General features: G+C 34.7%; 18 protein-coding genes. 12 read left to right on the top strand and 6 right to left on the bottom strand.

Going from position 1 to position 24,185, the window contains the following annotated elements; all coding sequences use genetic code 11:
- Positions 1-2: 2 nt before the first annotated feature.
- The gene (locus GQR94_RS06090) at positions 3-5,930 is read right to left on the bottom strand and encodes a fibronectin type III domain-containing protein (protein WP_158974643.1); all 5,928 of its coding nucleotides are present in this window, start codon (positions 5,928-5,930) and stop codon (positions 3-5) included.
- A 181-nt stretch (positions 5,931-6,111) separates the two neighbouring features.
- The gene (locus GQR94_RS06085) at positions 6,112-8,565 is read right to left on the bottom strand and encodes a hypothetical protein (RefSeq protein ID WP_158974642.1); all 2,454 of its coding nucleotides are present in this window, start codon (positions 8,563-8,565) and stop codon (positions 6,112-6,114) included.
- 204 nt (positions 8,566-8,769) lie between these two features.
- On the opposite strand from GQR94_RS06085, the gene GQR94_RS06080 reads away from it, so the two are divergent.
- Genes GQR94_RS06080 through bioD form a run of 3 tightly spaced genes read left to right on the top strand, consistent with a single transcriptional unit; the run spans position 8,770 to position 10,937 of the window.
- A complete protein-coding gene (locus GQR94_RS06080; RefSeq protein ID WP_158974641.1) occupies positions 8,770-9,930 on the top strand; it encodes an aminotransferase class I/II-fold pyridoxal phosphate-dependent enzyme in 1,161 nt (386 codons plus the stop codon).
- 3 nt (positions 9,931-9,933) lie between these two features.
- Entirely contained in the window at positions 9,934-10,320 is a 387-nt protein-coding gene (locus tag GQR94_RS06075) for a DUF2007 domain-containing protein (protein ID WP_024479179.1), read from the top strand.
- Positions 10,317-10,937 (top strand): dethiobiotin synthase, encoded by a 621-nt coding sequence (gene bioD / locus GQR94_RS06070; RefSeq protein ID WP_158974640.1) that lies wholly within the window; start codon positions 10,317-10,319, stop codon positions 10,935-10,937. The genes GQR94_RS06075 and bioD overlap by 4 nt, the downstream gene beginning before the upstream one ends.
- Here bioD and GQR94_RS06065 read toward each other — a convergent pair.
- On the bottom strand, positions 10,929-12,416 hold the full coding sequence (locus GQR94_RS06065; protein WP_158974639.1) for a glycosyltransferase family 39 protein: 1,488 nt from the start codon (positions 12,414-12,416) through the stop codon (positions 10,929-10,931). The genes bioD and GQR94_RS06065 overlap by 9 nt on opposite strands.
- A 77-nt stretch (positions 12,417-12,493) precedes the next feature.
- Between GQR94_RS06065 and bioA the strand changes: the two genes are divergently transcribed.
- The 7 genes from bioA (at position 12,494) to GQR94_RS06030 (ending at position 19,779) form a co-directional block, all read left to right on the top strand.
- Positions 12,494-13,762: an adenosylmethionine--8-amino-7-oxononanoate transaminase gene (gene bioA / locus GQR94_RS06060; RefSeq protein ID WP_158974638.1), complete on the top strand. Its 1,269-nt coding sequence runs from the start codon at positions 12,494-12,496 to the stop codon at positions 13,760-13,762.
- Positions 13,763-13,774: 12 nt separating this feature from the next.
- Positions 13,775-14,977 carry a beta-ketoacyl synthase N-terminal-like domain-containing protein gene (locus tag GQR94_RS06055; protein WP_158974637.1) on the top strand — a complete coding sequence of 401 codons (1,203 nt, stop codon included), beginning with the start codon at positions 13,775-13,777 and terminating at the stop codon, positions 14,975-14,977.
- An 18-nt stretch (positions 14,978-14,995) separates the two neighbouring features.
- The gene (locus tag GQR94_RS06050) at positions 14,996-15,574 is read left to right on the top strand and encodes a hypothetical protein (protein WP_158974636.1); all 579 of its coding nucleotides are present in this window, start codon (positions 14,996-14,998) and stop codon (positions 15,572-15,574) included.
- A gap of 6 nt (positions 15,575-15,580) precedes the next feature.
- Positions 15,581-17,023, top strand: a complete 1,443-nt coding sequence (locus GQR94_RS06045) for a flotillin family protein (protein WP_158974635.1) — start codon at positions 15,581-15,583, stop codon at positions 17,021-17,023.
- A gap of 133 nt (positions 17,024-17,156) precedes the next feature.
- A complete protein-coding gene (bioB, locus tag GQR94_RS06040; protein WP_158974634.1) occupies positions 17,157-18,248 on the top strand; it encodes a biotin synthase BioB in 1,092 nt (363 codons plus the stop codon).
- Between the two features lie 109 nt (positions 18,249-18,357).
- Positions 18,358-19,227, top strand: coding sequence for a cupin-like domain-containing protein (locus tag GQR94_RS06035; protein ID WP_158974633.1), 870 nt, complete (start codon positions 18,358-18,360; stop codon positions 19,225-19,227).
- Positions 19,228-19,284: 57 nt separating this feature from the next.
- Positions 19,285-19,779: a DUF6646 family protein gene (locus GQR94_RS06030; RefSeq protein ID WP_158974632.1), complete on the top strand. Its 495-nt coding sequence runs from the start codon at positions 19,285-19,287 to the stop codon at positions 19,777-19,779.
- A gap of 52 nt (positions 19,780-19,831) precedes the next feature.
- On the opposite strand, the gene GQR94_RS06025 is transcribed toward GQR94_RS06030, so the two are convergent.
- From GQR94_RS06025 to GQR94_RS06015, 3 genes are all read right to left on the bottom strand, one after another.
- Positions 19,832-20,308 carry a regulatory protein RecX gene (locus GQR94_RS06025; protein ID WP_158974631.1) on the bottom strand — a complete coding sequence of 159 codons (477 nt, stop codon included), beginning with the start codon at positions 20,306-20,308 and terminating at the stop codon, positions 19,832-19,834.
- Between the two features lie 83 nt (positions 20,309-20,391).
- On the bottom strand, positions 20,392-21,942 hold the full coding sequence (locus tag GQR94_RS06020) for a ribonuclease E/G (RefSeq protein ID WP_158974630.1): 1,551 nt from the start codon (positions 21,940-21,942) through the stop codon (positions 20,392-20,394).
- 277 nt (positions 21,943-22,219) lie between these two features.
- Positions 22,220-22,510 carry an HU family DNA-binding protein gene (locus GQR94_RS06015; protein WP_013549904.1) on the bottom strand — a complete coding sequence of 97 codons (291 nt, stop codon included), beginning with the start codon at positions 22,508-22,510 and terminating at the stop codon, positions 22,220-22,222.
- Between the two features lie 126 nt (positions 22,511-22,636).
- Here GQR94_RS06015 and mutY point away from each other — a divergent pair, with 126 nt between their 5' ends.
- Positions 22,637-23,674: an A/G-specific adenine glycosylase gene (gene mutY / locus GQR94_RS06010; RefSeq protein ID WP_158974629.1), complete on the top strand. Its 1,038-nt coding sequence runs from the start codon at positions 22,637-22,639 to the stop codon at positions 23,672-23,674.
- Positions 23,675-23,698: 24 nt separating this feature from the next.
- Positions 23,699-24,169 carry a single-stranded DNA-binding protein gene (locus GQR94_RS06005; protein WP_158974628.1) on the top strand — a complete coding sequence of 157 codons (471 nt, stop codon included), beginning with the start codon at positions 23,699-23,701 and terminating at the stop codon, positions 24,167-24,169.
- Positions 24,170-24,185: the final 16 nt, after the last annotated feature.

The raw sequence follows: 24,185 nt of genomic DNA, 5'->3' as shown, positions 1-24,185 counted from the left end.
TTCTAATTTGTTTTTAAAGCGGTTTTTAAGGTACCACCCTCGTTGAACAGTTTTATAAATTGCGTTTTTTTAGTTATCTTATTATTTTTAATTAAATTCAAATCTGTACCGTGTATTAATTTACCTTCTACAGCTTTTATCTTCCAACTTGTCATATTATCAGCTTCTATTTGGTTGGGGGTGAAATCGGTATAACGAGTTCGTTTGGCATCTACTATGATGGTTTCATATGTTACTTTTTTAGTTATAATATCCTGTTTTTTAGCAACTAACACAAAATCTGGTATCCAGTATTCTCCTTTATCTATACAGTTTTTTGTTAAACAAAGTTGCACTCCACTATAGATACTATAATCATCCATATTTAATGATGGTTTCATCCCTGCTAAACGCATTTTTAACTTATTGTAAGCATCGGAATTCTTTGCCAACGGTCCAGTAAGTTGTTCTGCCACTTCTTTACCAAATGCAATGCCTTCATCTGCATATTTTCGGAGAATTGCAATAACATCGGATCGGGTAAGCCAAAAACGGATATTATCGCTAATTTCATCCATACTATTTAATAAGTCTCCTATGTAGCTTAAATCGTCATCTGTTAAGGTTTCTGCAACTTTTGGATTATAAACCGCCATCCCTTTTGCAAGTCTAACATCTGCATTTAAGTCATGTGCCATTTTTGGATTGTCTTTTACTTCATCTAACAATTTGGCTAATGTAGTGGTAGGACCTTTATCTGTAAGTACACTTAAAATTTGTTGGTTTTCCAGATTTAATTTGTTGTACTGCTGTAACCTATTTATATCTGTAGCTATATATGATGCTTTATTATTGGCATTTAAAACTTTCCAACTAGCTATCATTCCATTAGCATTAAGCTTTACTAATGCGTCGGAATTTTCTGCAAAAGTTTCTAAAAACCGTAAAGCATCGCTTTCTAAATTAATGATTTTTTGTAGCAGAACTCCTTGGTCTGCGCCACTTAAACCTTTTATGGCTGTTTTTAAAGCATTTACTTTGTCTACATTTGTTAGTGTAGTTAATTTTTCAAATTTAACTAGATTGCCAACAGCATTATTATCTAAAATTTTACTTGCTGCATATAATTCTTCTAATACATCATCAGGTAGTTTTTTAGAAGATTTTGTAATAGCTAAAATTGCATCATCAGCACTGCGTTTAAGAGCTTGTTTCATGGCCAAGTTCAAAGTTCCACCGCCTGCCATAGCTCCTAATTCAATAAAAGTCAAGTATGTTCTTAATTCACTACAAAATTGTGCATTATCTTCATTATTGCAATCAGATAGATTTAACATGAGATTTGCAGAACCAGCAACAAACTCTGTAGAAGCAAACACTAGCCTAATACGTGCTAGTTGATTTAGATTTTTTAATCTTTGAAGATATAGTAATTTACTAAGCTTTGTTATACTGCCAACCCCTGAAGCAATAGTAACTACATCAAAAGTTAGTGCACCAGCACTCTCCCAGTTTGCCGTACGGTTTTTAACAGTAAGAGCTTTTAGTATAAAAATGGGAATAATAGCACTTGGTAATTGATACGCTGCATTAATATCATTATATTTTGAAAGAACTATAGTTTGATAAATATTGTAATTGCCAATTTGTTGTGTAGTACTAGTATTTACGTATACAGGTCCAGTATTGTAACCACTTGCATTTGTTTCTGTAATTGATATGTTTTTAAATTTATTGGTAAATCCAAAATTCATATTATCATAATAAAAACCAAGCATATAGTCTGATGAATATGGTAAGGCTATATAGTTTTCTGGATCAAAATAGCTAGTATTTTTCCATTGTGTAGTTAACGCGTTTATAAATTTTGTAAAGTTAGCCTCCCCTCCCCAATCATCTAAAGTTTCAAAAAGTTTTTCCATTAAAGGGGTTGTGTCTATGTAGTATTTTTCTGCTATTAAGCCATCAAGTAGTTCTTTGCCTTCTGCATTATATTTAATAAGTTTTACTATCGCATTTTCATAACCTGTAGCATAGCCATCTCCTTCTGTTGTACATTCCTCTTTAAGCAGTTTTATAATTAACTCTAGGATGGAATTTGTAGGTAAGGTTTTAATATCATTTTGGCTAGCTCCATTAATCGTTGTAGAAATTTGTTTGCATGTAGTACTATTAATGCCCTCTTGTGTATTGAATAATGCCAAATCATTATTTAGTACTGCTTGGTCATATTCTATAGAATTCAATAAATGATCATAAAATAAATACTGCCACTCTTTTATGGAGTTTGGAAAACCGGTAACCGTACTATCAAAAACATATTGAGCAAAACTTCCACCAGTATTCTGGTTTTTCACTTCATTACTTATACAGAATTTTGATTTTAGAGCACGTTCAAAACTGCCTGAGTATGCATTTGTTAAACAAATATTTTCTTCATTCCAAGCCCCGTAATTAGTTGTTATCTGATTAGTATATTCGGGGTATGCAGTTTTTAGCTCTAATAATTTATTACGTAGTAGTAATGTTTTGTCATCTTCGATATATTTTCCAGTATTAAAAACCCAGTCAGCTGCTGAAGAAGAAAATGAAAATTGATTATCATTGACTTTTATTTCTAGTTGCTTTCTACTAAAAACATTATCAAACTGGAAAGGGAAATCAATTGGTGATTTTAAAATAGTATTGTTAGCAAATGGATCAAATCCCGATGTATATGTCCATTGAATTAAATATTCGATTTTATCCTGAAATACTCCAAATGCGAATAAAATTGCTTTTTCAGAATTGGCAATTGAGGTGGATATGTTATAATTTTCGGCAGAATAATATTCAGAAGTATTTTTATTTGAGCGGTAGCCTTTTAAAATGTATTTATTATTTGATTTTTCTATTTGAGCTGTATAAACTATACTATCTATAGAAAAAGACTTCAATGTGCCAGGGACAACATTCAAAAATTCTTTAAATTTATCACTATCCTTAGTTAAACTCGTACCATAGTATCCATAAAAGTTTGTAACGTTACTCACATTTTTAGGCAAAACTATATGCTGCCCCGCTGGTGTTAAAAAAGTAAAAGTATCGTCTTCGTTTTTGCCAAAATCTAGATTTTTAAAAAGTTTTTTGACTACATAGTGCTGTCCATCCTCTTCATCTTGAAACACATAAAACTTCAATGCAGGATTATGCATTTGCGCCCAGTTCATGTGGTTTAAGCTAACGGCGCCATCCATATAGTCCATTAACCAATCCGTAGCTTTTTCTTCAGTTCCGTATTCTGTAAATGGATGTTGGAGTGCAAAAATACCATGGCCTAGCTCATGAGCTGTAACAGCAGTGAGATCGCCTTTAGACTCTTCTCCAGTGGATAAATCTCCGTTAAATACAAAGCCAAATTGGCGTTGTAGCGGCATAAATCCGGCAATAGATCTTGAAGTTTTAAAATCGTTATTAAAAATTAAGACATAATATTTATTCTTATCAAAATTTTCTATCTGAGATTTTATATGAGTTATAACACTATTTTGCTCCTCATTATAAGCATTAAGCCAAGCATTGTCGGCAATTTGTAATCTGTCATCATCGCCTAATAAATTTGTACCTATTAACGAAGCAGTGGTTGTTTCAAAATTAAAAGTGGATCCCCCTTTTTTGAAAATTCTAGCTATTTCGGCAGTATCAGGCAAGGGAGCTTTATCTATAGAAACCAAAACAATATTTACTACACGATCTGTTAGGTGCCATAGCGTAAAGGCGCCAGCAGTTAATTGTTTGGTGCTGTCTTGTGTATCAGGTACTACGGCATAAATAGTTTCATTTTCAAGGGTATAATGACCAGAAATCTCAAGCTCTATACTATTGTTATCTTCATTAATAGCTGAAATAGCAATTAGCTCACCAACCTTTGTTTTAAATTTTAAATCTTCTAGTTTGTATTCAGAATTTGAGGATAATTGAACCTTGGCTGTGACTACGATGGTTTGTTCTTTTTCTATAGCAATATGGGGTAGCGTATACTTACCTCCTTCAGCATCGGGAATAGTGGTATATTCTTTATTTAGTTTGTCATTATCAATGTTTGGCATTATGTCATAACCATAAATACCGTTAGATTCAAAAGTTACTTGGATGCCTTTTGCGGTTAAAGATTCTATTTCGCCCTTATTTGAAACTCCAGTAACATTTCCATTAGTTACCCCGCCACTTGGGTCTATTTTTTCGCCTTTGGTAATTTTACCGCCAGCATCAATATGGTAGGTTTGTCCAGATTTATCTACAATAACTTTATCATCTCCTAAAGGGCTAGTTTCTGTTGCTCCGTTTGCTGGGTTGGTAATGATTAAAATCCCATCTTCGATTTTAATGTCTTTATCGGGATCAATATCCCAGTTTACATGTATTTCATCTAGGTCATTATCTCCTTCAAAAAGTTCGCCCACCGCCTCGGCAACATTCCCAACGGTCTCAATAGCATCATCTACATCCAAGATGTTTTTAAGGCTTGGATCATATAGCGTAATGACGGTACCTTCCGCTAGTTGCTTATCGGTATTGATTAAAACATTGGTAAACTGTACCCCAACGCGAATGCTGTTTAAATAAGGAATAGTAACATACCCTTTACCGGTAAACCTGCCTTTGCTGCCACTTACTTCTAAAACGTGGATAGGAAAATCTCCTGCCGTAAATTTATCTCCTTTTTCTAAGGCATCTATAGGATCTGTATTGTTTAAACTAAAATCTGGGGTAATGCCACACTCATAAACGCTCTCCTCATTATCTGCAATATGGGTAGTAAATTGTTTGGCGATGCTCCATTCACTTTTGGTAACAGCACATTTTTTTTGTAATTGATACTCGTACGTAGTACCTGCTTTTAAATCCCAAAGAGAGGTTGTATTGCTGGTAGTTTTATTAAAAAACCACTCAGACCCTCCTGCTTGGGAGGAGTTGGAGGAGGATTTTTTACGGTAGCGCACAGTATATTCCGGAACTTCAGTTGAAAAATCATCCCAAAATATATTCGCATTTGTACTCCCTTTTATTTCATGGTTAATGCCTAATGGTAAATCACAAGCACTGGCATGGCTAAAAGAGAATATCTCGCTATAGCCTTGATTTTTAAATAGGCCAATCTCTTCGGTACCTTGCTTAGCTTTTGCTTGTATACGCCAAGCGTAATTTTTACCTGATAATAAGAGCGGGTCACTAGGGCCAAATACATAAGTAGTGGCAGAGGTGGTGGTTTGAAAAATAGGAGGGGAGCTTAAAAAAGCAGCTTGCGGATCTATTTGTGTGTCCCAAATTTCTACAAGGCTTAACTCATATTCCACATTGGTCACATTGATACTACGTGGCGTCCATTGAAAAACAATATTTTGCGGATTTGTTTCTGCAACATTGGTTTTGTTTCGTGGGGAAATTAAAAAAGGGGGTTCGTTTTGAAAAACAACGGTGGTTGCACAACTTTTAGAGGACAATCTATTGCCTGTGGCAAGATCGTAGACTTCAAAACAAATTTGATAGGTGCCTTCCGGGATTGCATTTCCGTATACATTTGGAGATATGCCGGTAATATTTTCAAACTTAAAATAGGGCGCAAGTTCCACATTTGTTAAAACTAGTGGTACACCACCTTCTAAAAAAAGTGAGGTGCTTCCTGTGACAAAATCGTTGCTTTGAAAAGATAATCCGCTCCCTTGAAAATAGGTTTTCAGTCGGACTTCTCTATTCTGGATATTTAAATCGTTTAAAATAATCTGTACGCGCAGCGGACTATTTAAAGTGCTGGCATCTGCATAATTTGATAGGTATATAGGTGGCGGTGGTGTTACCTGCGGAATTACTTGAACAGGAAATGTTCCGCCTTGCCCCCATAGGGAGGAAGTAAGAATTAGTAACGCTAAAAAGAATGCGTTTTTTAAATACAACTTAACGTGCAATTTCATATTCAAATTTTTATTTTCCATCAACCATCAACCATCAACCATCAACCATCAACCATCAACCATCAACCATCAACCATCAACCATCAACCATCAACCATCAACCATCAACCATCAACCATCAACCATCAACCAACTTAGTTCCCCCTTCGGGGGCTAGGGGGACAGGGTTAGGGGGACGGGACTAGTTCATATATTTCAATTCAAAACCGTCAGGGTTAACAATACCTAATGATTTTTTAAAATAGAAATCTATGATTTCATTCTCTAGATAGGTTTTAAGAACCTCTAAGTCCTCATTAGTATCATAAATTTTATAAGCCTCCAGCGTGTTTTCTTTTTTAAATTCTTTTAAAAATCCTACAGGTTCAACGACCACATCAATGGTGGTGAATGCTGCGAATTTTTCTTCCATCCATCTGTGTCCTACTAATTTTTCAAGTCGGTTTTTTTGTTCTTCTAGAAGTTCTTGGTATTCTGTTTCTAATTTTTGATCCTCAACAGTACCATCTGCCGTACTCTTATTATGCCGTGAATGTTGGTCTACTTCTAATTTTTTAGCAACAAACAGGCGCTCTAGAGCAATATCTATCTTACGCATGTCTATCTGTATTTTTCTAATTACCGTAAACAATGCTTTTTCATAGGTCTCTTTAAAATCCCCATACCCATATAGCTCTTTTAGAAACGTGATAGCATTCTCTTTATAGGCTTCCTCTTTTTCTTGTTTTTTAGTAATAGCCAGAAGTAAGCTTAGGTCGTCCTTTTTAAATTTTGGAATGTTTTCAAATTGAGCGCTTTCAAAAACAGTAGTTAATTGATTATTAATTTCAGTTGCTGTTCCGCTATAAGAAACATTCCGATATCTAAAACTCCAGAGATCTGTGGCTGTTTTTTCTAGTCTATGATTTATATTTCTTTCTCCTTTTTTTAATTGAAGCTTAAAATTATCAAAGGCATAACTGTAGCCAAATGTTAGTGTAAGATCGCGATTAGAGTTTAGTGTTGTGTTCCTGAAGAGCATCAAAAAATTCAGGCTTAAATTGTGTTTTTGCAACCAGAGATAATTAGAGCCTAATCTAAAATTGTAGATATTGGTTTGTTTTTCTCCATTGCTATAAGAGCTATTGTAGGAGCTAGATAGGTTGGTGCGGAGCTGCTTGTCAAAAAACTGCTTTCCAACAGCCAGTGTTGGTCCTAGTGTTAAGCTCTTGTCTATGCCTGTAATGTTGTACGAAGTGTTGCCAGCTAAGGAGAATGTTAAATTTTGTTGCGGATATCCTAAGGTATACGCCGCAGTACCATTGTAAAAAGTACTTAAACCCCCGTCAATAGTTTCTCCTTCTTGCTGATTGTTAGAATTTTGATATACCAAATTAAGATTTGTACTGTGTTGTTTGGTTTCCGTTTTCTTTAAAATATAATTAATGCCTAAGTTGGCATTTTGTGATATTTGACGATAATTTAGGGTGTCTATATTATCATAGGCATTTACTTGATTGATATAATCAAACTGATCACGGATATTGGTATAAGATTGAAAGTTAGAATAGGAACCATTTACCGTAAGTCTTTCAGATGCTGTAAAATTTGCATTTATGGCACTTACCACACGTTGTTGTTCCGATGTTTTTGCCTTGTTTAGGTTGTCTTGTTGTAAGCCAGCGTTAACACTTAAATTTAATCTATTATCAAAAATAGTTTGTGTAGCGTTTACGGTTATATTTTCTAAATCATTATTAAAATAATACGCACCTAGTGTTTTGTAATCTGGGTCAATACGTTCATAACCGAAACCTAGGCTTCCATTTCCTGCAGGATAATTAAAAGAAGCATTTAAAGCGTTATAATAATTAGTACTGATGTTTTCATCTAATAGAAAAGATAGCAACCCGTTGTTGGGTCTTTCATCTAGCAATCTAGAATCTTCTGTAACTCCAGAAATAGCATATTCAATATGAATATTAGCTTTATCTAAAACACGAAAATCAGATTCAAAAGAAAGTACCGCATTGTCTTTTGGAGTTAAACCTAATTCAATTGGTAAGGGGTTTTCTAAAGAGTTTTTAGTGTCAGTAGCTTTAAATAGGATAACACCCAGTTTCATAAACTCAAAATCATAAGCCGTTTTTACACCAAAACCGATCCGTTTATAAGCGGCAATGCCTCCTTGAGCAATGGAGTCATATTCCGTAGCTTTTAAAAACCGACCGTACATGGCACTAACTTGAAATTTTCCTTCCGGATTTAATTCAACACCAGCTCCTGTAAATTGATGTCCGCTTAAAGTATAAGGAGAAAAAGTCATAGTTACGTCTCCTAGATGTGCAGTGACCCATTTATAAGACGGATGAAAACTAAACCGATTAAAATTGAAGGGACTTGGGAAATTAAATTCTTGGTTTGAATACGTAAAGGATACAGGGATATTATATAGACCAGCAATATTAAAATTAAGATTTCCCGTTAAGTAATAGGTTAAATCTTGTCTATTGGCGGTACCATCATAGTAAACACCGTTTGCTGATATCCCACCATTATATCGCAACCATTTCTCTTTATCAAGTTGGTCGAAATTAATACTTTGAGAATAGCAATAGGTGCTGAACATAAAGAGTAGAAGTAATAATTTCGTCAATAGAAATACGGTTAGTTAGTTAAAATTACGTTAAATATACTAGATTTATATAATATTTTCGATGAATTGCATGAAAATATATTCTCATAATAGGATTATTTCATCATTCAAGAGTATTGTTTGCTCGTGTTTCCGTAGTAAATAGATTAAAAAATATAACACCTTTTCTAAATCGTCTACTATAGTTAATATTACCTTTGTGTTATGGCTAGCTTTCCAGAAAAATTAAGTAAAAAACTAGAAGACCGAAGAGGGGCTAATGCGCTCCGGTCTCTGCCGGTACAACAACATCTGATAGATTTTTCTTCCAATGATTATTTAGGTTTTGCAAAAAACACCGCAATTTTTGAGGGTGCTGTTACTTTATTAGCAGAAAAGAATCTGAAATTAAATGGTGCTACAGGTTCTCGATTAATTTCTGGAAATTATGATCTGTATATTGAAGTAGAGGATACGATAGCAAACTTCCATGCCACAGCTACTGCCTTAGTATTTAATTCTGGTTATAATGCTAATGTTGGTTTTTTTAGTGCCATCCCGCAACGCGGAGATTATATTTTTTATGATGAGTATATTCATGCGAGTATCCGTGATGGTATTGCACTTAGTACAGCTAAAGGATATAAGTTTAAGCATAATAATGTAAAAGATTTACAGCGTGTTATTAGTCGGGTTTTAGAATTAGAGAAACCTCAGGGTGCAGGAGTTGAGGTTTATGTGGTGACGGAGTCTGTTTTTTCTATGGATGGCGATTCACCAGATCTTATAGCATTCGCCAATTTTTGTGAAATGCATAAACTCCATTTTGTGGTAGATGAAGCGCATGCCTTAGGTGTTTTCGGAAAAGAAGGCCGAGGTCTAGTTTCCGAATTAAATATTGCCCAACAAGTATTTGCACAAATCGTTACTTTTGGAAAAGGGATGGGCTGCCACGGCGCAGCAATTTTAGGAAGTGTGCAGCTAAAAGAGTATTTAGTTAACTTTTCCCGTAGTTTTATTTATACCACGGGCCTACCTCCACATTCCTTGGCTACAATTTATCTGGCTTATCAAGAGCTTGCTACATCAGCATCAATTTCAAGGCTAAAAAATAATATTAAGTACTTTAAAAATCAATTAGAAAACTTAGAGCTTAAAGCGTTTTTTATTGAGAGTAATTCCGCTATTCAATGCTGTGTAATCTCAGGGAATGAAAAGGTAAAAAATTTGGCATCTGAACTGCAAAATAATAATTTTGGAGTAAAAGCAATTTTATCGCCTACAGTTGCTAAAGAGCAAGAGCGATTGCGCTTTTGTTTGCATAGCTATAATACGCAGCAAGAGATATCTGATGTGTTAAAGATTTTGAAAAAATTAATACATTAAATCATGGTAGATAAATGGGTGACGATAGCAACATTTGAATATTCCTCCGATTTGCAAGTTTTTAAGGCGAAATTAGAATCAGAAGGGATTACTGTTTTTGTAAAGGATGAGAATACGATAAATTCTGATCCTATGATTAGTAATGCCATTGGAGGAGCAAAAGTGCAAGTTTTTCAGGAGGATAAAGAGCGCGCTTTAGAGATATATGATAGTATTAGGGCGTACGCTATAGGAGATGATGGTTTGCCTATTACCTGTCCCAATTGTAAAGCTCAAAAATCTGAAACCTATTATGCCCGAAAAAGTATTTTTTACAAACTCTTCCCATTTTTTGAAAAAAGAAAATACAAATGTCTAAATTGTAAGATGATTACAAACCCTTATTTATGAAAAAACAATTATTTGTTACAGGTATCTCAACAGAAGTAGGTAAAACGATAGCATCTGCTATTCTAGTAGAAGCTCTTGAAGCCGATTATTGGAAACCAATACAAGCGGGAGAATTAGAGGATTCTGATAGTCACAAGATAGCAGCAATTATTTCTAATGCCAAGACTACAATTCATAAAAATAGCTATGCCTTAAAAACAGCTATGAGTCCACATGCAGCAGCAGCGATAGATGGGGTGGTTATTGATAGAGAAAAAATAGAAGAACCAGAAACAGAGAATCATTTAGTGATTGAAGGGGCAGGCGGATTATTGGTTCCTATAAATGATGAGGATACTATTTTAGATATTATCATGCCAAATTATAAGGTTGTTGTGGTATCTAGGCATTATTTAGGAAGTATAAACCATACATTATTAACCGTAGGATGGTTGCAAGAAAGAAAGTATGATGTGGTTATTTTATTTAGTGGAAACGAACAAAAAACCACTGAAGAAATTATACTGAAGAAAACAAAAGTTCCTTGTATTGGAAGAATTGATGAGGAGGCTGTTTTTGATAAAGCAACCATAAAAAAATATGCAGATCAGTTTAAATCGGCTTTAGAATTACTTTAAACGCTGGTAAAGAACGGCCTTACCAATTGTTTTAATGGGTGTGTACTTTTTTTCTAAATAGGCATTAACGTAAATATTTTCATCGATTAATCTTTTATCTAAAAGTTGACTCCCTTCTTTCTTTACGATAATTTGTGGTTGTTTAATTTCTAGGATATACTGGATCTCTTCAAAAACAGTTTTCCTAGGGTTTTCTGAATAAGGGAATAATTCTGATCTACATATATTACTAGGGTGTGTTGCTGCCTTAGTGGGTGGGTTTGCATTTAAAAACCAGTAACCAATATGGTATTCTGTAAATAATATGTTGTTAAAATCGATGTTATTTTCTTTTAAATAATTGGTAACTTCAATGCCTTCGCCATTATAAAAAGTGCCTTTTTCAATTTTGTTTTTTATAATTGCGAAATACTCCACATAACTTTCAATGGGTATTATAAGAAGAAGCAGTACTATGAACACTTTATGTATTTTCTTTACGACTACAGGAATTTTGCTAACGGCCATCCCTACCAGGATTAATAGTGTAGGGTATAGCTGTATTAAATAGTGACCATTTAAACGACCACCTTTTACAAAGGATAAATACACTGCTATAGTTACTAAGGATAATAATTGGATAGCTGTATTGCTAAAATCAAATATTTTTTTTCGTTGAGCCAAATATAAAAAGAGTAGGATTACAAGTAATAGTGGAGCAAAACTAAGAAGGGCGTTTCGTTTAGAATTTGCATACATCATTGGGGCTTCAATAACAGAGTTCCACCATAAAGTGATATTTCCATTTAAGTAATAGGGGAGCACCGTTAATGCAATGACCATGATAATTCCAAAACCGTATAAAAACGTATTTCTTATGCCTACTTTAAAATCTTTACTTTTCCAATACGTGTAGACGTAAAAGAGTCCAATTAAGGCAATAGGATAGGCCATATTTAATTTAACCATAGCCGTTAAGCCCATGAATATCCCAGAGGCTAATACCCAATACCATTCTTTGTGTTTTAGGATAAGATATAGTCCCGGTATAAAGAAGACAATTGAAATATGTTCAGACATTACACCTTGCATACTCCCAAATAAACTTTGAAAGAAAATACAGAAGATGGCACACCAAAAAGCAACTTTTTTTGTACTTACTTCAAGTGCTATTTTATAGGTGTAGAAAGAAGTTATTGCCACGATGATAGCACCGAAAAGGCGAATTAAAAATATACTTTTCCCGAAAGGATAAATGATGGCTGCAAAAAACAAAAAATTAAGCGGAGGCTTTAAATCCCAAAGCTCCATATAGGGTAAATGACCATTAACCCACGACTGTCCCATGATAATAAAGGTGCTCTCATCACGATCAATATAATCCCTGAAAAAAAATGGCAATCGGATTAAAAAGGATACTATGATTAGAATAAAGAATACACTTTTATTTTTAAGATTGTTATTTTCAGGACTTAAACGATTTAAGAGCTTTGTAAGCATGTAATGGTTGTGTTTATTGGCTATTAATTAGCATCTTTGCAAGATATAAAAAAGACGGTCTCTTAAATCTATTCACATTGGAAAAACTTTCAGACAGAGATAAAAAACACATTTGGCATCCATTAACCCAACATAAGTTGCATCCTACCATGTTGGCTATTGCAAAAGCAAAAGGATGTATTTTAACAGATGAAGATGGTAAGGAATATATTGATGGAATTTCATCTTGGTATACAAGTGCTTACGGTCATTGCAATGATTTTATCATAGAACGCGTATACGCGCAAATGCAACAACTAGATCAGGTAGTTTTTAGTGGTTTTACCCATGAGCCTGCAGTAAAACTATCTGAAGAGCTCATAAAAATATTACCTCCAAATCAAGAAAAAATATTTTTCTCAGACAACGGTTCTACAGCTACCGAAATTGGAATAAAAATGGCCTTGCAATATCACTTTAACAAGGGGGATAAGCGGACTGTTTTATTGGCTTTCGACAATGCTTTTCATGGAGATACCTTTGGGGCAATGTCTGTTTCTGGCCTGTCGGTTTATAACGGTCCTTTTGCAGATTTTTTTATTGCTGTAGAGCGTGTAGCAACGCCAACAAAAGAAAATATTGCGGAAGTTTTAGAGAAATTAGAAAAGCGCCTGCAAAAAAATGATATTGCAGGGTTTATCTACGAGCCACTAATACAGGGGGCAGCTGCAATGCAGATGCACGATCCAGAAGGTTTAGAAAAAATAATAACGCTATTGAAGAAGTATGGTGTGATTACCGTTGCCGATGAGGTGATGACGGGATTTGGAAAAACTGGAAAATATTTTGCTTCAGATCATCTAGCTGTAAAACCAGACGTAATCTGTATGTCTAAAGCATTAACCGCAGGTATGGTTCCTATGGCAGCGACAAGTTGTACGCAGCAAGTATATGATGCTTTTTATAGTGCAGATATGTCAAAAGGCTTGTTTCATGGGCATACATATACTGCAAATCCATTAGCATGTGCAGCAGCATTAGCGGGAATAGCATTGCTTACTTCTAATGAAATGCAAGAGAATATTCAGCGCGTAATCGCAGCACATAAAAATTTCGATTTAGAAATAAAAAGTCATCCTAAAGTAGCACGGACAAGGCAAACCGGAACTATTTATGCACTTGATTTGGCTATTGAGATGGAACGCTATGGGGATTTGCGTGATAAGTTGATGAATCATTTCATGAGTCAAGGTGTATTTTTACGTCCCTTAGGAAGTACTATTTATATTTCTGCACCTTATGTTATCACTGATGAGCAGCTGCGAAAAATTTACGATAGTATAAAAGCAGTTTTAGAATTAATTTAGAAAGAAAATAATTTGAATTCACCAATATCTATTACCGCAATAGCCTCGATTTCTCCATTAGGAATTTCGCAAAAAGAAGTTTGGGAGCAGTATCTAAGTGATGATACGGCGCTCTCTAAATTAAGTTTTGATGAGATTGATACTTGGGTTGGTACGCTTAGTGCACAGGCGAAGGATGAAATATTGACATTAAAAAAATCGGATAGTAAATATAAGAATTTAGATGATAGTGTATTGTTTGCTTTGTTTGCTTCCCGAGAAGCAATGAAAGCGGCAGGATGGTCAAAAGATGCTAATTTTGGGGTAAATATAGGTTCCTCAAGAGGTGCAACATCACTTTTTGAAAAATACCACGAGGAATATCTCAAAAACAAGACGTCTTCTACATTAGCGTCTCCTACAACAACCTTGGGGAATATTTCTTCTTGGATAGCACACGATTTGCAAACACAGGGTCCAGAAATATCACACTCTATAACTTGTTCCACAGCGCTGCATGCGTTATTAAATGGGTATGCTTGGATAAAAAGTGGTATGGTAGATAAGTTTATGGTAGGTGGTAGTGAAGCGCCATTAACCCCATTTACTATCGCTCAAATTAGAGCACTGAAAATTTATGCTAGAGATACCCCTGCTTCAGAGCAAAGTAAAAACGTGGCAGCTGAACCCGGGAAAAGCTACCCTTGCCAAGCTTTTAACTTAGAGAAAACGCAAAATACTATGGTTTTGGGTGAAGGTGCTTCTGTGGTTTGTTTAGAACAAGGAGTTCCTGAAAATGCTTTAGCAATTATAGAAGGTATTGGCTATGCAACAGAGGTCTTAGAACATAATATTTCTATTTCTACAGATGCTGTTTGTTTTCAACGTTCTATGAAAATGGCTTTAGGAGAATTAAATTCTGATGAGGTAGATGTGATTGTACTTCATGCGCCAGGAACTATTAAAGGTGATTCTTCAGAAATAAAAGCAATTGAGAAAATATTTTGTAACAAAGTTCCGTTCTTAACTACTAATAAGTGGAAGATAGGTCATACGTTCGGAGCTTCGGGCATGTTGAGTTTAGAATTAGCACTACTAATGATGCAACATCAAAAAGCAATTAAAGTTCCTTACGTAACGTATGATTCCGTTCCCAAAAAAATAGCAAGAGTAGTCGTAAATGCTGTTGGCTTTGGAGGGAATGCGGTGAGTATCTTACTTAAAAGAGTAGAATAATCAACTAAATTAGAAAGTATGGAACAATGGTTTGAAGCGCTCGATTTATTTGAAAAAATTTATTGGCTGGTAGCAGGTATTTCATCAACAATATTTCTAGTACTATTGATTTTAACTGTAGTAGGTGGGGACTCCGATGGTATTGGAGGAGATGTTGATACAGAAATAGATGGTGATACCGGAATAGACTTTCAGTTTTTATCTTTCAAAAACTTAATGGGATTCTTTACTATTTTCGGATGGTCTGGAATAGCAGCTTTGAGCGGAGATTTGCCAAGATTTATGGTCGTTCTTATTTCAATTGTATGCGGCCTATTGATGATGTTAGCAATGGCTTCCTTGTTTTATTACTTGGCAAAATTACAAAGTAGCGGTACTTTAAATCTTAATAATGCGATTAATCAAGTAGGGGAAGTGTATCTAACGGTTGGTGCAAATCGCTCTTTTATAGGTAAAGTCAGTATTAATGTTCAGGGCACATTACGTGAATTAGAAGCCTTAACGGAAGAACACTCAGATTTACATCAAGGCAATGTCGTGCGTGTAAAAACGATTACTGATAACGGAATATTAATTGTTGAACTTTTAAATAAATAACCAAATATGCTATTATTACCCTTACAATTAGGCGGAGGTTCCGCTACTTTGCTGACCATTGGTTTTGTAATTTTATTCTTTTTTATCATTATTATTTCCTTTATCAGGAGGTATAAACGTTGTCCTTCAGATCGTATCCTTGTAGTGTATGGTAAAGTGGGTGGTGGTAATTCTGCACGCTGTATTCATGGTGGAGCGGCTTTTATTTGGCCAGTAGTTCAAGACTATCAATTTTTAGATTTAACCCCTATTTCTATAGAGGTTAACTTGGTAAATGCGTTGAGTAAGCAGAACATTCGTGTAAATGTGCCTTCTAGATTTACAATAGGGGTATCAACAGAGCCGGGTGTAATGCAAAATGCAGCAGAACGTTTGCTTGGTTTAGGGCAAAACGAAATTCAGGAATTGGCACAAGAAATTATTTTTGGACAGTTGCGTTTGGTCGTAGCATCAATGGATATTGAAGAAATTAACTCGGATAGGGATAAATTTTTAACGAATATTTCTCAGAGTGTAGAATCAGAGCTAAAGAAAGTGGGGCTAAAGTTAATCAACGTAAACATTACAGATATTGTTGATGAATCTGGATATATTGAAGCTTTAGGTAAAGAGGCAGCGGCACATGCAATAAATGCGGCACGTAAATCGGTAGCAGAGAAAAACAGAGATGGTTCTATTGGAGAGGCTAATGCCGTACAGGATGAACGTACTCAGGTTGCGGCAGCAAATGCACAGGCGGTTGAAGGAGAAAACATTGCGAAAATTAATGTTGCAAATTCAGATTCATTACGTCGTCAAAGAGAGGCAGAAGCAGAGCGTACAGCAATCGCTTCAGAAAAAGTGCAAACGGCAAAAGCATTGGAAGAATCGTATGCGGCAGAACAATTAGCAGAATTGGCAAGGGCAGAACGTGTTCGTAGTTCTCAAATGGCAGATATTGTTGTTCCTGCAGAAATTGATAAGAAAAAAGTTGAGATTGATGCGGAAGCTAATGCAGAGCGTACAAGACGTATAGCAAAAGGGGAAGCAGATGCAATTTTATTTAAGGCACAAGCAGAAGCACAAGGTTTATTAGAAATTTTAACCAAGCAAGCGCAAGGTCTTGATCAGATAGTGAAAGCAGCGGGTAATAATCCAAAAGATGCTGTGTTGTTATTGGTTGCAGATAAACTTCCAGAATTAGTTAAAACGCAAGCAGAAGCTATTAAGAATATAAAAATTGATAAAATTACTGTTTGGGATTCTGGTGCAAAATCTGCGGATGGAAAAGGTTCTACAGCTAATTTTATCTCAGGAATGTACAAGTCAGTTCCGCCTTTACAAGAAATGTTTAACATGGCAGGAATGCAATTGCCAGAATATTTAAAAGGTAAAGATATGCCTGCAGAAGAAGTTAAAGAGGTAGCTAGCGATAGTTCAGCACCTAAAAAGGATGATTCTGAAGCATAAACACTAAAAATAAACCTTATAAAAAAGTCCTGCTGAAACTAATTTCAGTGGGACTTTTTTAATAAACATGAATTTCTTTATTGGGATTTGAATTACAAATAGGCTATTTTTGGCAATTGATAAAACGAGCTACATGAGCGAGAAAAGATACAACTGGACAAAAGAGGAAATACTTGAGATCTATAACAAACCAATGATGGAATTGTTGTATGATGCTGCTACAATACACAGAGAAAATCATGACCCAAATACGGTTCAAGTATCTACTTTGCTATCTATAAAAACAGGAGGTTGCCCAGAAGATTGTGGATACTGTCCGCAAGCGGCAAGATACCATACAGGTCTAGAAGGGAATGATTTAATGACTGTTCCTCATGTAAAAGCACAAGCGTTAAGAGCAAAAGCTTCAGGAAGTTCAAGAGTATGTATGGGAGCTGCATGGCGTAATGTAAAAGACGGACCAGAATTTGATCAAGTTTTAGAAATGGTGAGAACTATTAATAAGCTAGATATGGAGGTTTGTTGTACTTTGGGTATGATTACTGAAAACCAAGCAAAACGTTTAGCAGAAGCGGGCTTATATGCTTACAATCATAATTTAGATACTTCAGAAGATTATTATAAAGATGTTATTTCTACAAGAGCATTTGAAGATCGTTTAGATACGATTAGTAATGTGCGTAAAACGAATGTTACCGTTTGTAGTGGTGGTATCATCGGTATGGGTGAGAAGTTAGAGGATAGAGCAGGGATGTTAGTTGCTTTAGCATCACTTAATCCGCAACCAGAATCTACGCCTATCAATGCATTAGTTGCTGTAGAAGGTACGCCAATGGAAGATATAGAGCCAATAGCAATTTGGGATATGCTTAGAATGGTAGCGACAACAAGAATTGTTATGCCAGAAACACAAGTGCGTTTATCTGCAGGAAGAACAGAAATGAGCAGAGAAGGCCAAGCAATGTGTTTTTTCGCTGGAGCAAATTCAATTTTTGCTGGTGATAAATTATTGACGACTCCAAATCCTGATGTAAACGATGATATGGAAATGTTTAAACTTTTAGGTTTAAACCCTCAGAAACCATTTACTAAAGTTTCTCAGCCTAAAACAGTAGAAGCTCAAGATTCTGAGTTTCAAACCTTAGGTGAAAAACCAAAATGGACTAGACCTGGTCATACTATTGAACGTAACGAAACAGCTAAGGCTAAGGCAAAATTGTCTTAAGGCTTAGTATAACTAGATTTTTATAGCAATAAGGTGGCTTTAAATGGAAATTTATGAATGATTTATTCATAGGTTTCTAAATTTACAGCTATTTTAAAATTGATTATCATTGAATTTAATAGATATTCCAAGGGTAAGTCAAATTACAAAAGCTGATTTTGTAAAAAACTACTTTAATCCTCAAAAACCTGTCGTGATAGAAAGGTTTATTGAGGATTGGCCTGCGTATACAAAATGGAATTTAGAGTATATGAAAGCGGTTGCTGGAGATAAAACAGTGCCTCTTTATGATAATCGCCCCGTGAGCCATGAGGATGGTTTCAATGAGCCACACGCTAAAATGAAAATGGCAGATTATATTGATTTGCTTAAAAAGGAGCCTACTAAATTTAGAATCTTTTTGTGGAATATTCTAAAAGAAGTTCCTGAGCTTCAGAAGGATTATACCTTTCCTGATTTTGGTTTAAAATTATTAAAGGACTTGCCAATGTTATTCTTCGGAGGTAGGGATTCGTACACCTTCATGCATTATGATATTGATTTGGCAAACATTTTTCATTTTCATTTTGAAGGGCGAAAAGAAATTATACTTTTTGATCAATCTCAAAACAAACATTTATATAAAATACCACATTCTCTCATTACACACGAGAGTATAGACTTTTCTAATCCCGATTACGAGAAATGGCCAGCATTGAAAAATGCTACAGGATATAAAACCTATCTAGAACATGGGGAGGTATTGTATATGCCGGAAGGGTATTGGCACTACATGAAATATATTACTCCTGGTTTTTCTATGAGCTTACGTGCTATTGCACGAACCCCCAAGAACTTAGGGAAAGCAGCTTATAATATTCTTATTATGAGGTATTATGATAATATAATGCGAAAACTTTATGGTCAAAAATGGATTGATGGGAAAAACGAAAAGGCTATACGTCGAACAAATACGTATATGGATAGGGCAATCAAATAAGAATAGATATATTTGCCCTCTTAAAAAATAGTACACAAACAATTAAAAAATAATAAAATGAAAAAAGTATTAGTTGCTTTAACAATGATTTTAGGGGTTTCTTTTGCAAATGCTCAAGCCTATAGTGGTAAAGACGATGCAAAATTTCAAATAGGAGCTAATTTCCAGGATAATGGAACCGGGATAGGGGTAACTTATGACTACGGAATGGGAGAAAATTTCTCTATTGGAGCTACAGCAGGATATGTATTAGGTGTAGATGATGTTATCGATGCAGATTTTGGAGATAGATTTGACTTAAAAGCTAGATTTAATGCCAACCTTGGTAGTGTAATGCAATTGCCAGATAATATTGATATTTATCCTGGTTTAAATTTAGGATTAAAGAATTTTGGTGGCCATTTAGGAACGCGTTATTTCTTTAGTGATGGTTTTGGTTTATTTGCTGAAGCGTCAGTTCCTTTTGCAAAGTATAAAACAGATGATTTAAGTGCAGCAGAAGAATTAAACAATCAATTTGTATTTAGTTTTGGAGCTACATTTAATTTGTAAGAATATATTTTTAAATAAAAAAAAGGGCGATTGTGTATACAATCGCCCTTTTTTATTTGATTAATTCGGTAATCTTTTCGTAAACCAAATGGCTTTCCCAGCCACGATATAAAAGATAATCGGCTAATTTTTTTCTTCTTTTTTGAATATTCTTTTCAGAAATGGCATCCAATCTCTTTTGTGCTAATAGTTCCAGTGTCTCTAGGTAGTCATCTTCATCAATCTCTTTAAGAGCAGAGGTAATGTTGTATTTAGAGATATTGCGTTGTTTTAGTTCGCTTACAATGCGCCTTTTTCCCCATTTTTTAATCCTGAATTTACCCCGTGCAAAACTTTTAGAAAAGCGCTCTTCATTCAAAAAATTGTCTTGAATCAACGTATTGATAATTTGGTCTATGGCGCTAGGTATCATCCCCATGTCTCTAAGTTTTTGATTTACTTCTTTATGACAACGGTCCTGATATGCGCAATAGCTTTCTAGTTTTTTTCTAGCTTCATCAATGGTGTATGAAGGTTGGTAATTATTCAAATTGCATTTTTTTAAGGTACTAAATATACTAAAACGTACTTGGTATAAACAAAAAAAGCGACCCTTTGTTAAGGTCGCTTTTTTTAATATATGGTTTTACCGTCTTTGTTTTTAAAACGGTATTCTAGATACGTATACGCATCTCTAGGTTGTATTTTTACCCATTTTTTGTACTCTAAAAACCATTTAGAGCGAATAGATGGAAAACCTTTGGTGATATAGGCTGCGATAAATGGATGAATGTTTAAAGTAACAGCATTATCCTTTGCTGGGCCATTGAATAATTTTTCAAGGTCAGCATTAATTTTATCAATTAAAACAATGGGAGCTTCTACTTCTTGACCTTTTTGATTCGGGTCTTCTTCCGTTGTTTTAATATTCATTTCGGGCCTAACCCTTTGTCTTGTAATTTGTATAAGTCCAAATTTACTAGGAGGCAAAATCTTGTGTTTTGCACGATCGTCTTTCATTTCATCTCTTAGATGATCAAACAATTTTCTCCTATTTTCTCCTTTGGTCATGTCAATAAAGTCTACCACGATAATTCCGCCCATATCTCTAAGTCGTAATTGTCGGGCAATTTCAGAAGCTGCAAGTAAGTTTACTTCAAGGGCAGTTTCTTCTTGATTTTTTGCTTTATTTGATCGATTACCACTATTAACATCTACAACATGTAATGCTTCCGTATGTTCGATAATCAAATAGGCACCTTTGCTCATTGCGGCGGTGCGTCCAAAAGAGGTTTTAATTTGCCGTTCTATTCCAAATTTCTCGAAAATAGGCACGGTATTGTCACTATACAATTTAACAATAGATTCTTTTTCTGGGGCAATTTCTGCCACATAGTCTTTTACTTGCTCATAAAGTACCTCATCATCAACATGAATTCCTGTAAAGGAATCATTAAATACATCTCTTAAGATAGAAGATGCTCTGTTTAGTTCTACTAGAACTTTAGATGGGTGCGGAGCTTTGTATAATTTTTTACACATTACTGACCATTTTGCCAGTAAGTTTTGTAGATCTTTGTCGAGTTCTGCGACTTTTTTGCCTTCGGCAACTGTCCTTATAATAACACCAAATCCTTTAGGCTTAATACTCTTGACGAGTCTTTTTAACCTGTCTTTCTCTTCGCTACTTTCTATTTTTTGAGAAACGGAAATTCGTTCAGAAAAAGGAACCATTACTAAATAACGCCCAGCAATTGAAAGTTCTGAGCTTATTCTTGGTCCTTTTGTTGATATTGGTTCTTTAACAATTTGCACTAATAAAGATTGGTTGGCCTTTATTACATCAGTAATAACGCCATCTTTATTGATATCTTCTTCAAATGGAAAGTCTTTTAATGAAAAGTCTTTTAATTTTCCCGAGCTAACTTGTTTGATAAACTTCAACATGGTTGATAGCTGTGGGCCTAAATCATGGTAATGCAAAAAAGCATCCTTCTCATAACCTACGTTTACAAAAGCAGCATTTAAACCAGTAACGGGTTTTCTAACTTTGGCAATAAAAATATCACCAACAGAAAAATTGTTACTGTCTTCTACTTTTTGTAATTCAGTTAATTTTCCATCCTTTAATAAGGCAAAATCGACGGTTTCGGAACTAGATCTTACGATTAATTCTCTATTCACCTGAATCAATTTTTATTTACTTGTGAGCATGCGTAAAGCATGCTTAACAAATAAATGATTAAACAATATACGTAACAGGTTTATTAAACCTGATGAAATTCTCTAAAGAATTTCGATGTCAATGAACGTATTAAAATGAAAAAGTAGTTGTTAAACTACTTTTTCTTGTGACGGTTTGCTCTTCTACGCTTCTTGCGTTTGTGCGTAGCAACCTTATGTCTTTTTCTCTTCTTACCACTTGGCATAAAACTATACTTTTAAGATTAATATTTTGTTTTTACTTTACTTCTACGTTACTTTTAACACTCTCTACAAAAACCTTTGCTGGCTTAAAAGATGGAATGTTATGTGCTGGAATTTTGATAGTCGTATTTTTTGAAATATTTCTACCGGTTTTTTCAGCTCTTGTCTTGATGATAAAACTACCAAAACCTCTTAAATATACATTGTCACCATTTTCCAATGAATATTTAACCTCTTCCATAAAAGATTCTACAGTAGCCTGTACATCTCCTTTTTCAATCCCCAGTTTTTCTGAGATTCTCGTTACAATATCCGCTTTCGTCATTTTTTGAAATAGTTTTATCTATGTTTTTTTCGGGTTGCAAATATATAAATTAAAATTCAATCTCCATCTTAAAGAGTTTAATTTTAAGGATATAAACCATTACTTTTGATCCATAGTATTTTTTAAATGACTTTTTCAGCTAAAATTCTCCGTTGGTACGATGCAAATAAAAGGGATCTTCCTTGGAGAAACACCGTGAACCCTTACAATATATGGCTTTCTGAAATTATGCTTCAGCAGACACGCGTTGCTCAAGGTACGCCTTATTATTTGAAGTTTATTGAAAATTTTCCTACAGTAAAAGATTTAGCAGTGGCTAATGAAGAAGAAATTTTAAAACTTTGGCAAGGTTTAGGGTATTATTCTAGAGCTAGAAACCTGCATGCCGCCGCAAAAATGGTTGTAAATGACTTTCAGGGAGAATTTCCAAGCACTTATAAAGAACTATTACAACTTAAAGGGGTTGGAGATTATACAGCAAGTGCAATCGCATCTATAAGTTTTAACCTACCAGAACCTGTAGTGGACGGTAATGTATATCGAGTTTTGGCACGGTATTTTGGAATCTCTACGCCTATTAATAGTACCGAGGGTATAAAGTATTTTAAAAAAATTGCTCGTGAAGTAATGAATACAAAGAATATAAGAAACTATAATCAAGGGATTATGGAGTTTGGGGCTATTCAATGTGCTCCTCGTAATCCTAACTGTAGTAGTTGTCCGTTAAATGATAGCTGTGTAGCTTTAAGAGACAATAAGGTGCAAGTGCTGCCGGTAAAAATAAAAAAGGGAAGTGTTAAGCATAGATTTTTTAATTACCTAGTAGTAGTAGATACAAAGAGACAATCAATATTAAAGCAACGAACTGGAAAAGGGATTTGGCAAAACTTATATGAATTTCCTTTAATTGAGTCCGAAATAGATCCTGATGTACTGGTGATAGAAGAAGAATTAAAAAAATATGCTATTCTAAATCAGAAATTTGAATATTATAAGTTTAATGAAGATGTAATTGTACATAAATTATCACATCAGCACTTAAAAACTCATTTTTGGATTGTGACTTTAGAGGGTGAAATTCCGAATGGAGTTGCACATACCGAAATTGATAAATTTCCTGTACCTGTTTTGGTGGCAGATTTCATTAAAACGTTTAAATTTTAGTACTTTTGACCAAATATATTTGTTATGAGTGGTACATTAAATAAGGTAATGCTAATTGGGCATTTGGGTGATGAGGTAAAGATTCACTATTTTGAAGGAGGCAACTGCATTGCGCGTTTTCCTTTAGCTACGAATGAATCTTATACGAATAGACAAACAGGAGAGAAAGTAACAAATACGGACTGGCATAATATTGTTATCCGAAATAAGGCTGCTGAAGTATGTGAAAAATACTTGAGTAAAGGAGATAAGATTTATGTAGAAGGAAGGCTAAAAAATAGACAATGGCAAGGCGAAGACGGCCAGCCAAGATATACAACAGAAGTGCATGTTCAAGACTTCACCTTTTTGACAACGAAATCAAATTCTGGTGCCGCACAAAATAATCAGGCTACTCCAAACGTTCAGAATACTGTAAGTAAACCAGTAGATGCTCCAAAAGAAGCGAGTCCGACAAATAATGCCCCAGAACAAGAAGACGATTTACCATTTTAAATTAGAACTTAATTAT

Source organism: Cellulophaga sp. L1A9, from assembly GCF_009797025.1.
GTDB lineage: Bacteria > Bacteroidota > Bacteroidia > Flavobacteriales > Flavobacteriaceae > Cellulophaga.
The sequence above is the reverse complement of the archived record's forward strand: the minus strand, read 5'-3'. Positions and strand labels throughout refer to the sequence as shown.

Excerpts from the sequence above, each read along its gene's own strand:
- bioD (WP_158974640.1), top strand. The coding sequence starts at position 10,317 with ATGAAAAAACAATTATTTGTTACAGGTATCTCAACAGAAGTAGGTAAA.
- GQR94_RS06090 (WP_158974643.1), bottom strand. The coding sequence starts at position 5,930 with ATGAAATTGCACGTTAAGTTGTATTTAAAAAACGCATTCTTTTTAGCG.
- bioB (WP_158974634.1), top strand. The coding sequence starts at position 17,157 with ATGAGCGAGAAAAGATACAACTGGACAAAAGAGGAAATACTTGAGATC.
- GQR94_RS06045 (WP_158974635.1), top strand. The coding sequence starts at position 15,581 with ATGCTATTATTACCCTTACAATTAGGCGGAGGTTCCGCTACTTTGCTG.
- GQR94_RS06015 (WP_013549904.1), bottom strand. The coding sequence starts at position 22,510 with ATGACGAAAGCGGATATTGTAACGAGAATCTCAGAAAAACTGGGGATT.
- mutY (WP_158974629.1), top strand. The coding sequence starts at position 22,637 with ATGACTTTTTCAGCTAAAATTCTCCGTTGGTACGATGCAAATAAAAGG.
- GQR94_RS06065 (WP_158974639.1), bottom strand. The coding sequence starts at position 12,416 with ATGCTTACAAAGCTCTTAAATCGTTTAAGTCCTGAAAATAACAATCTT.
- GQR94_RS06075 (WP_024479179.1), top strand. The coding sequence starts at position 9,934 with ATGGTAGATAAATGGGTGACGATAGCAACATTTGAATATTCCTCCGAT.
- GQR94_RS06080 (WP_158974641.1), top strand. The coding sequence starts at position 8,770 with ATGGCTAGCTTTCCAGAAAAATTAAGTAAAAAACTAGAAGACCGAAGA.
- GQR94_RS06050 (WP_158974636.1), top strand. The coding sequence starts at position 14,996 with ATGGAACAATGGTTTGAAGCGCTCGATTTATTTGAAAAAATTTATTGG.
- GQR94_RS06005 (WP_158974628.1), top strand. The coding sequence starts at position 23,699 with ATGAGTGGTACATTAAATAAGGTAATGCTAATTGGGCATTTGGGTGAT.
- GQR94_RS06030 (WP_158974632.1), top strand. The coding sequence starts at position 19,285 with ATGAAAAAAGTATTAGTTGCTTTAACAATGATTTTAGGGGTTTCTTTT.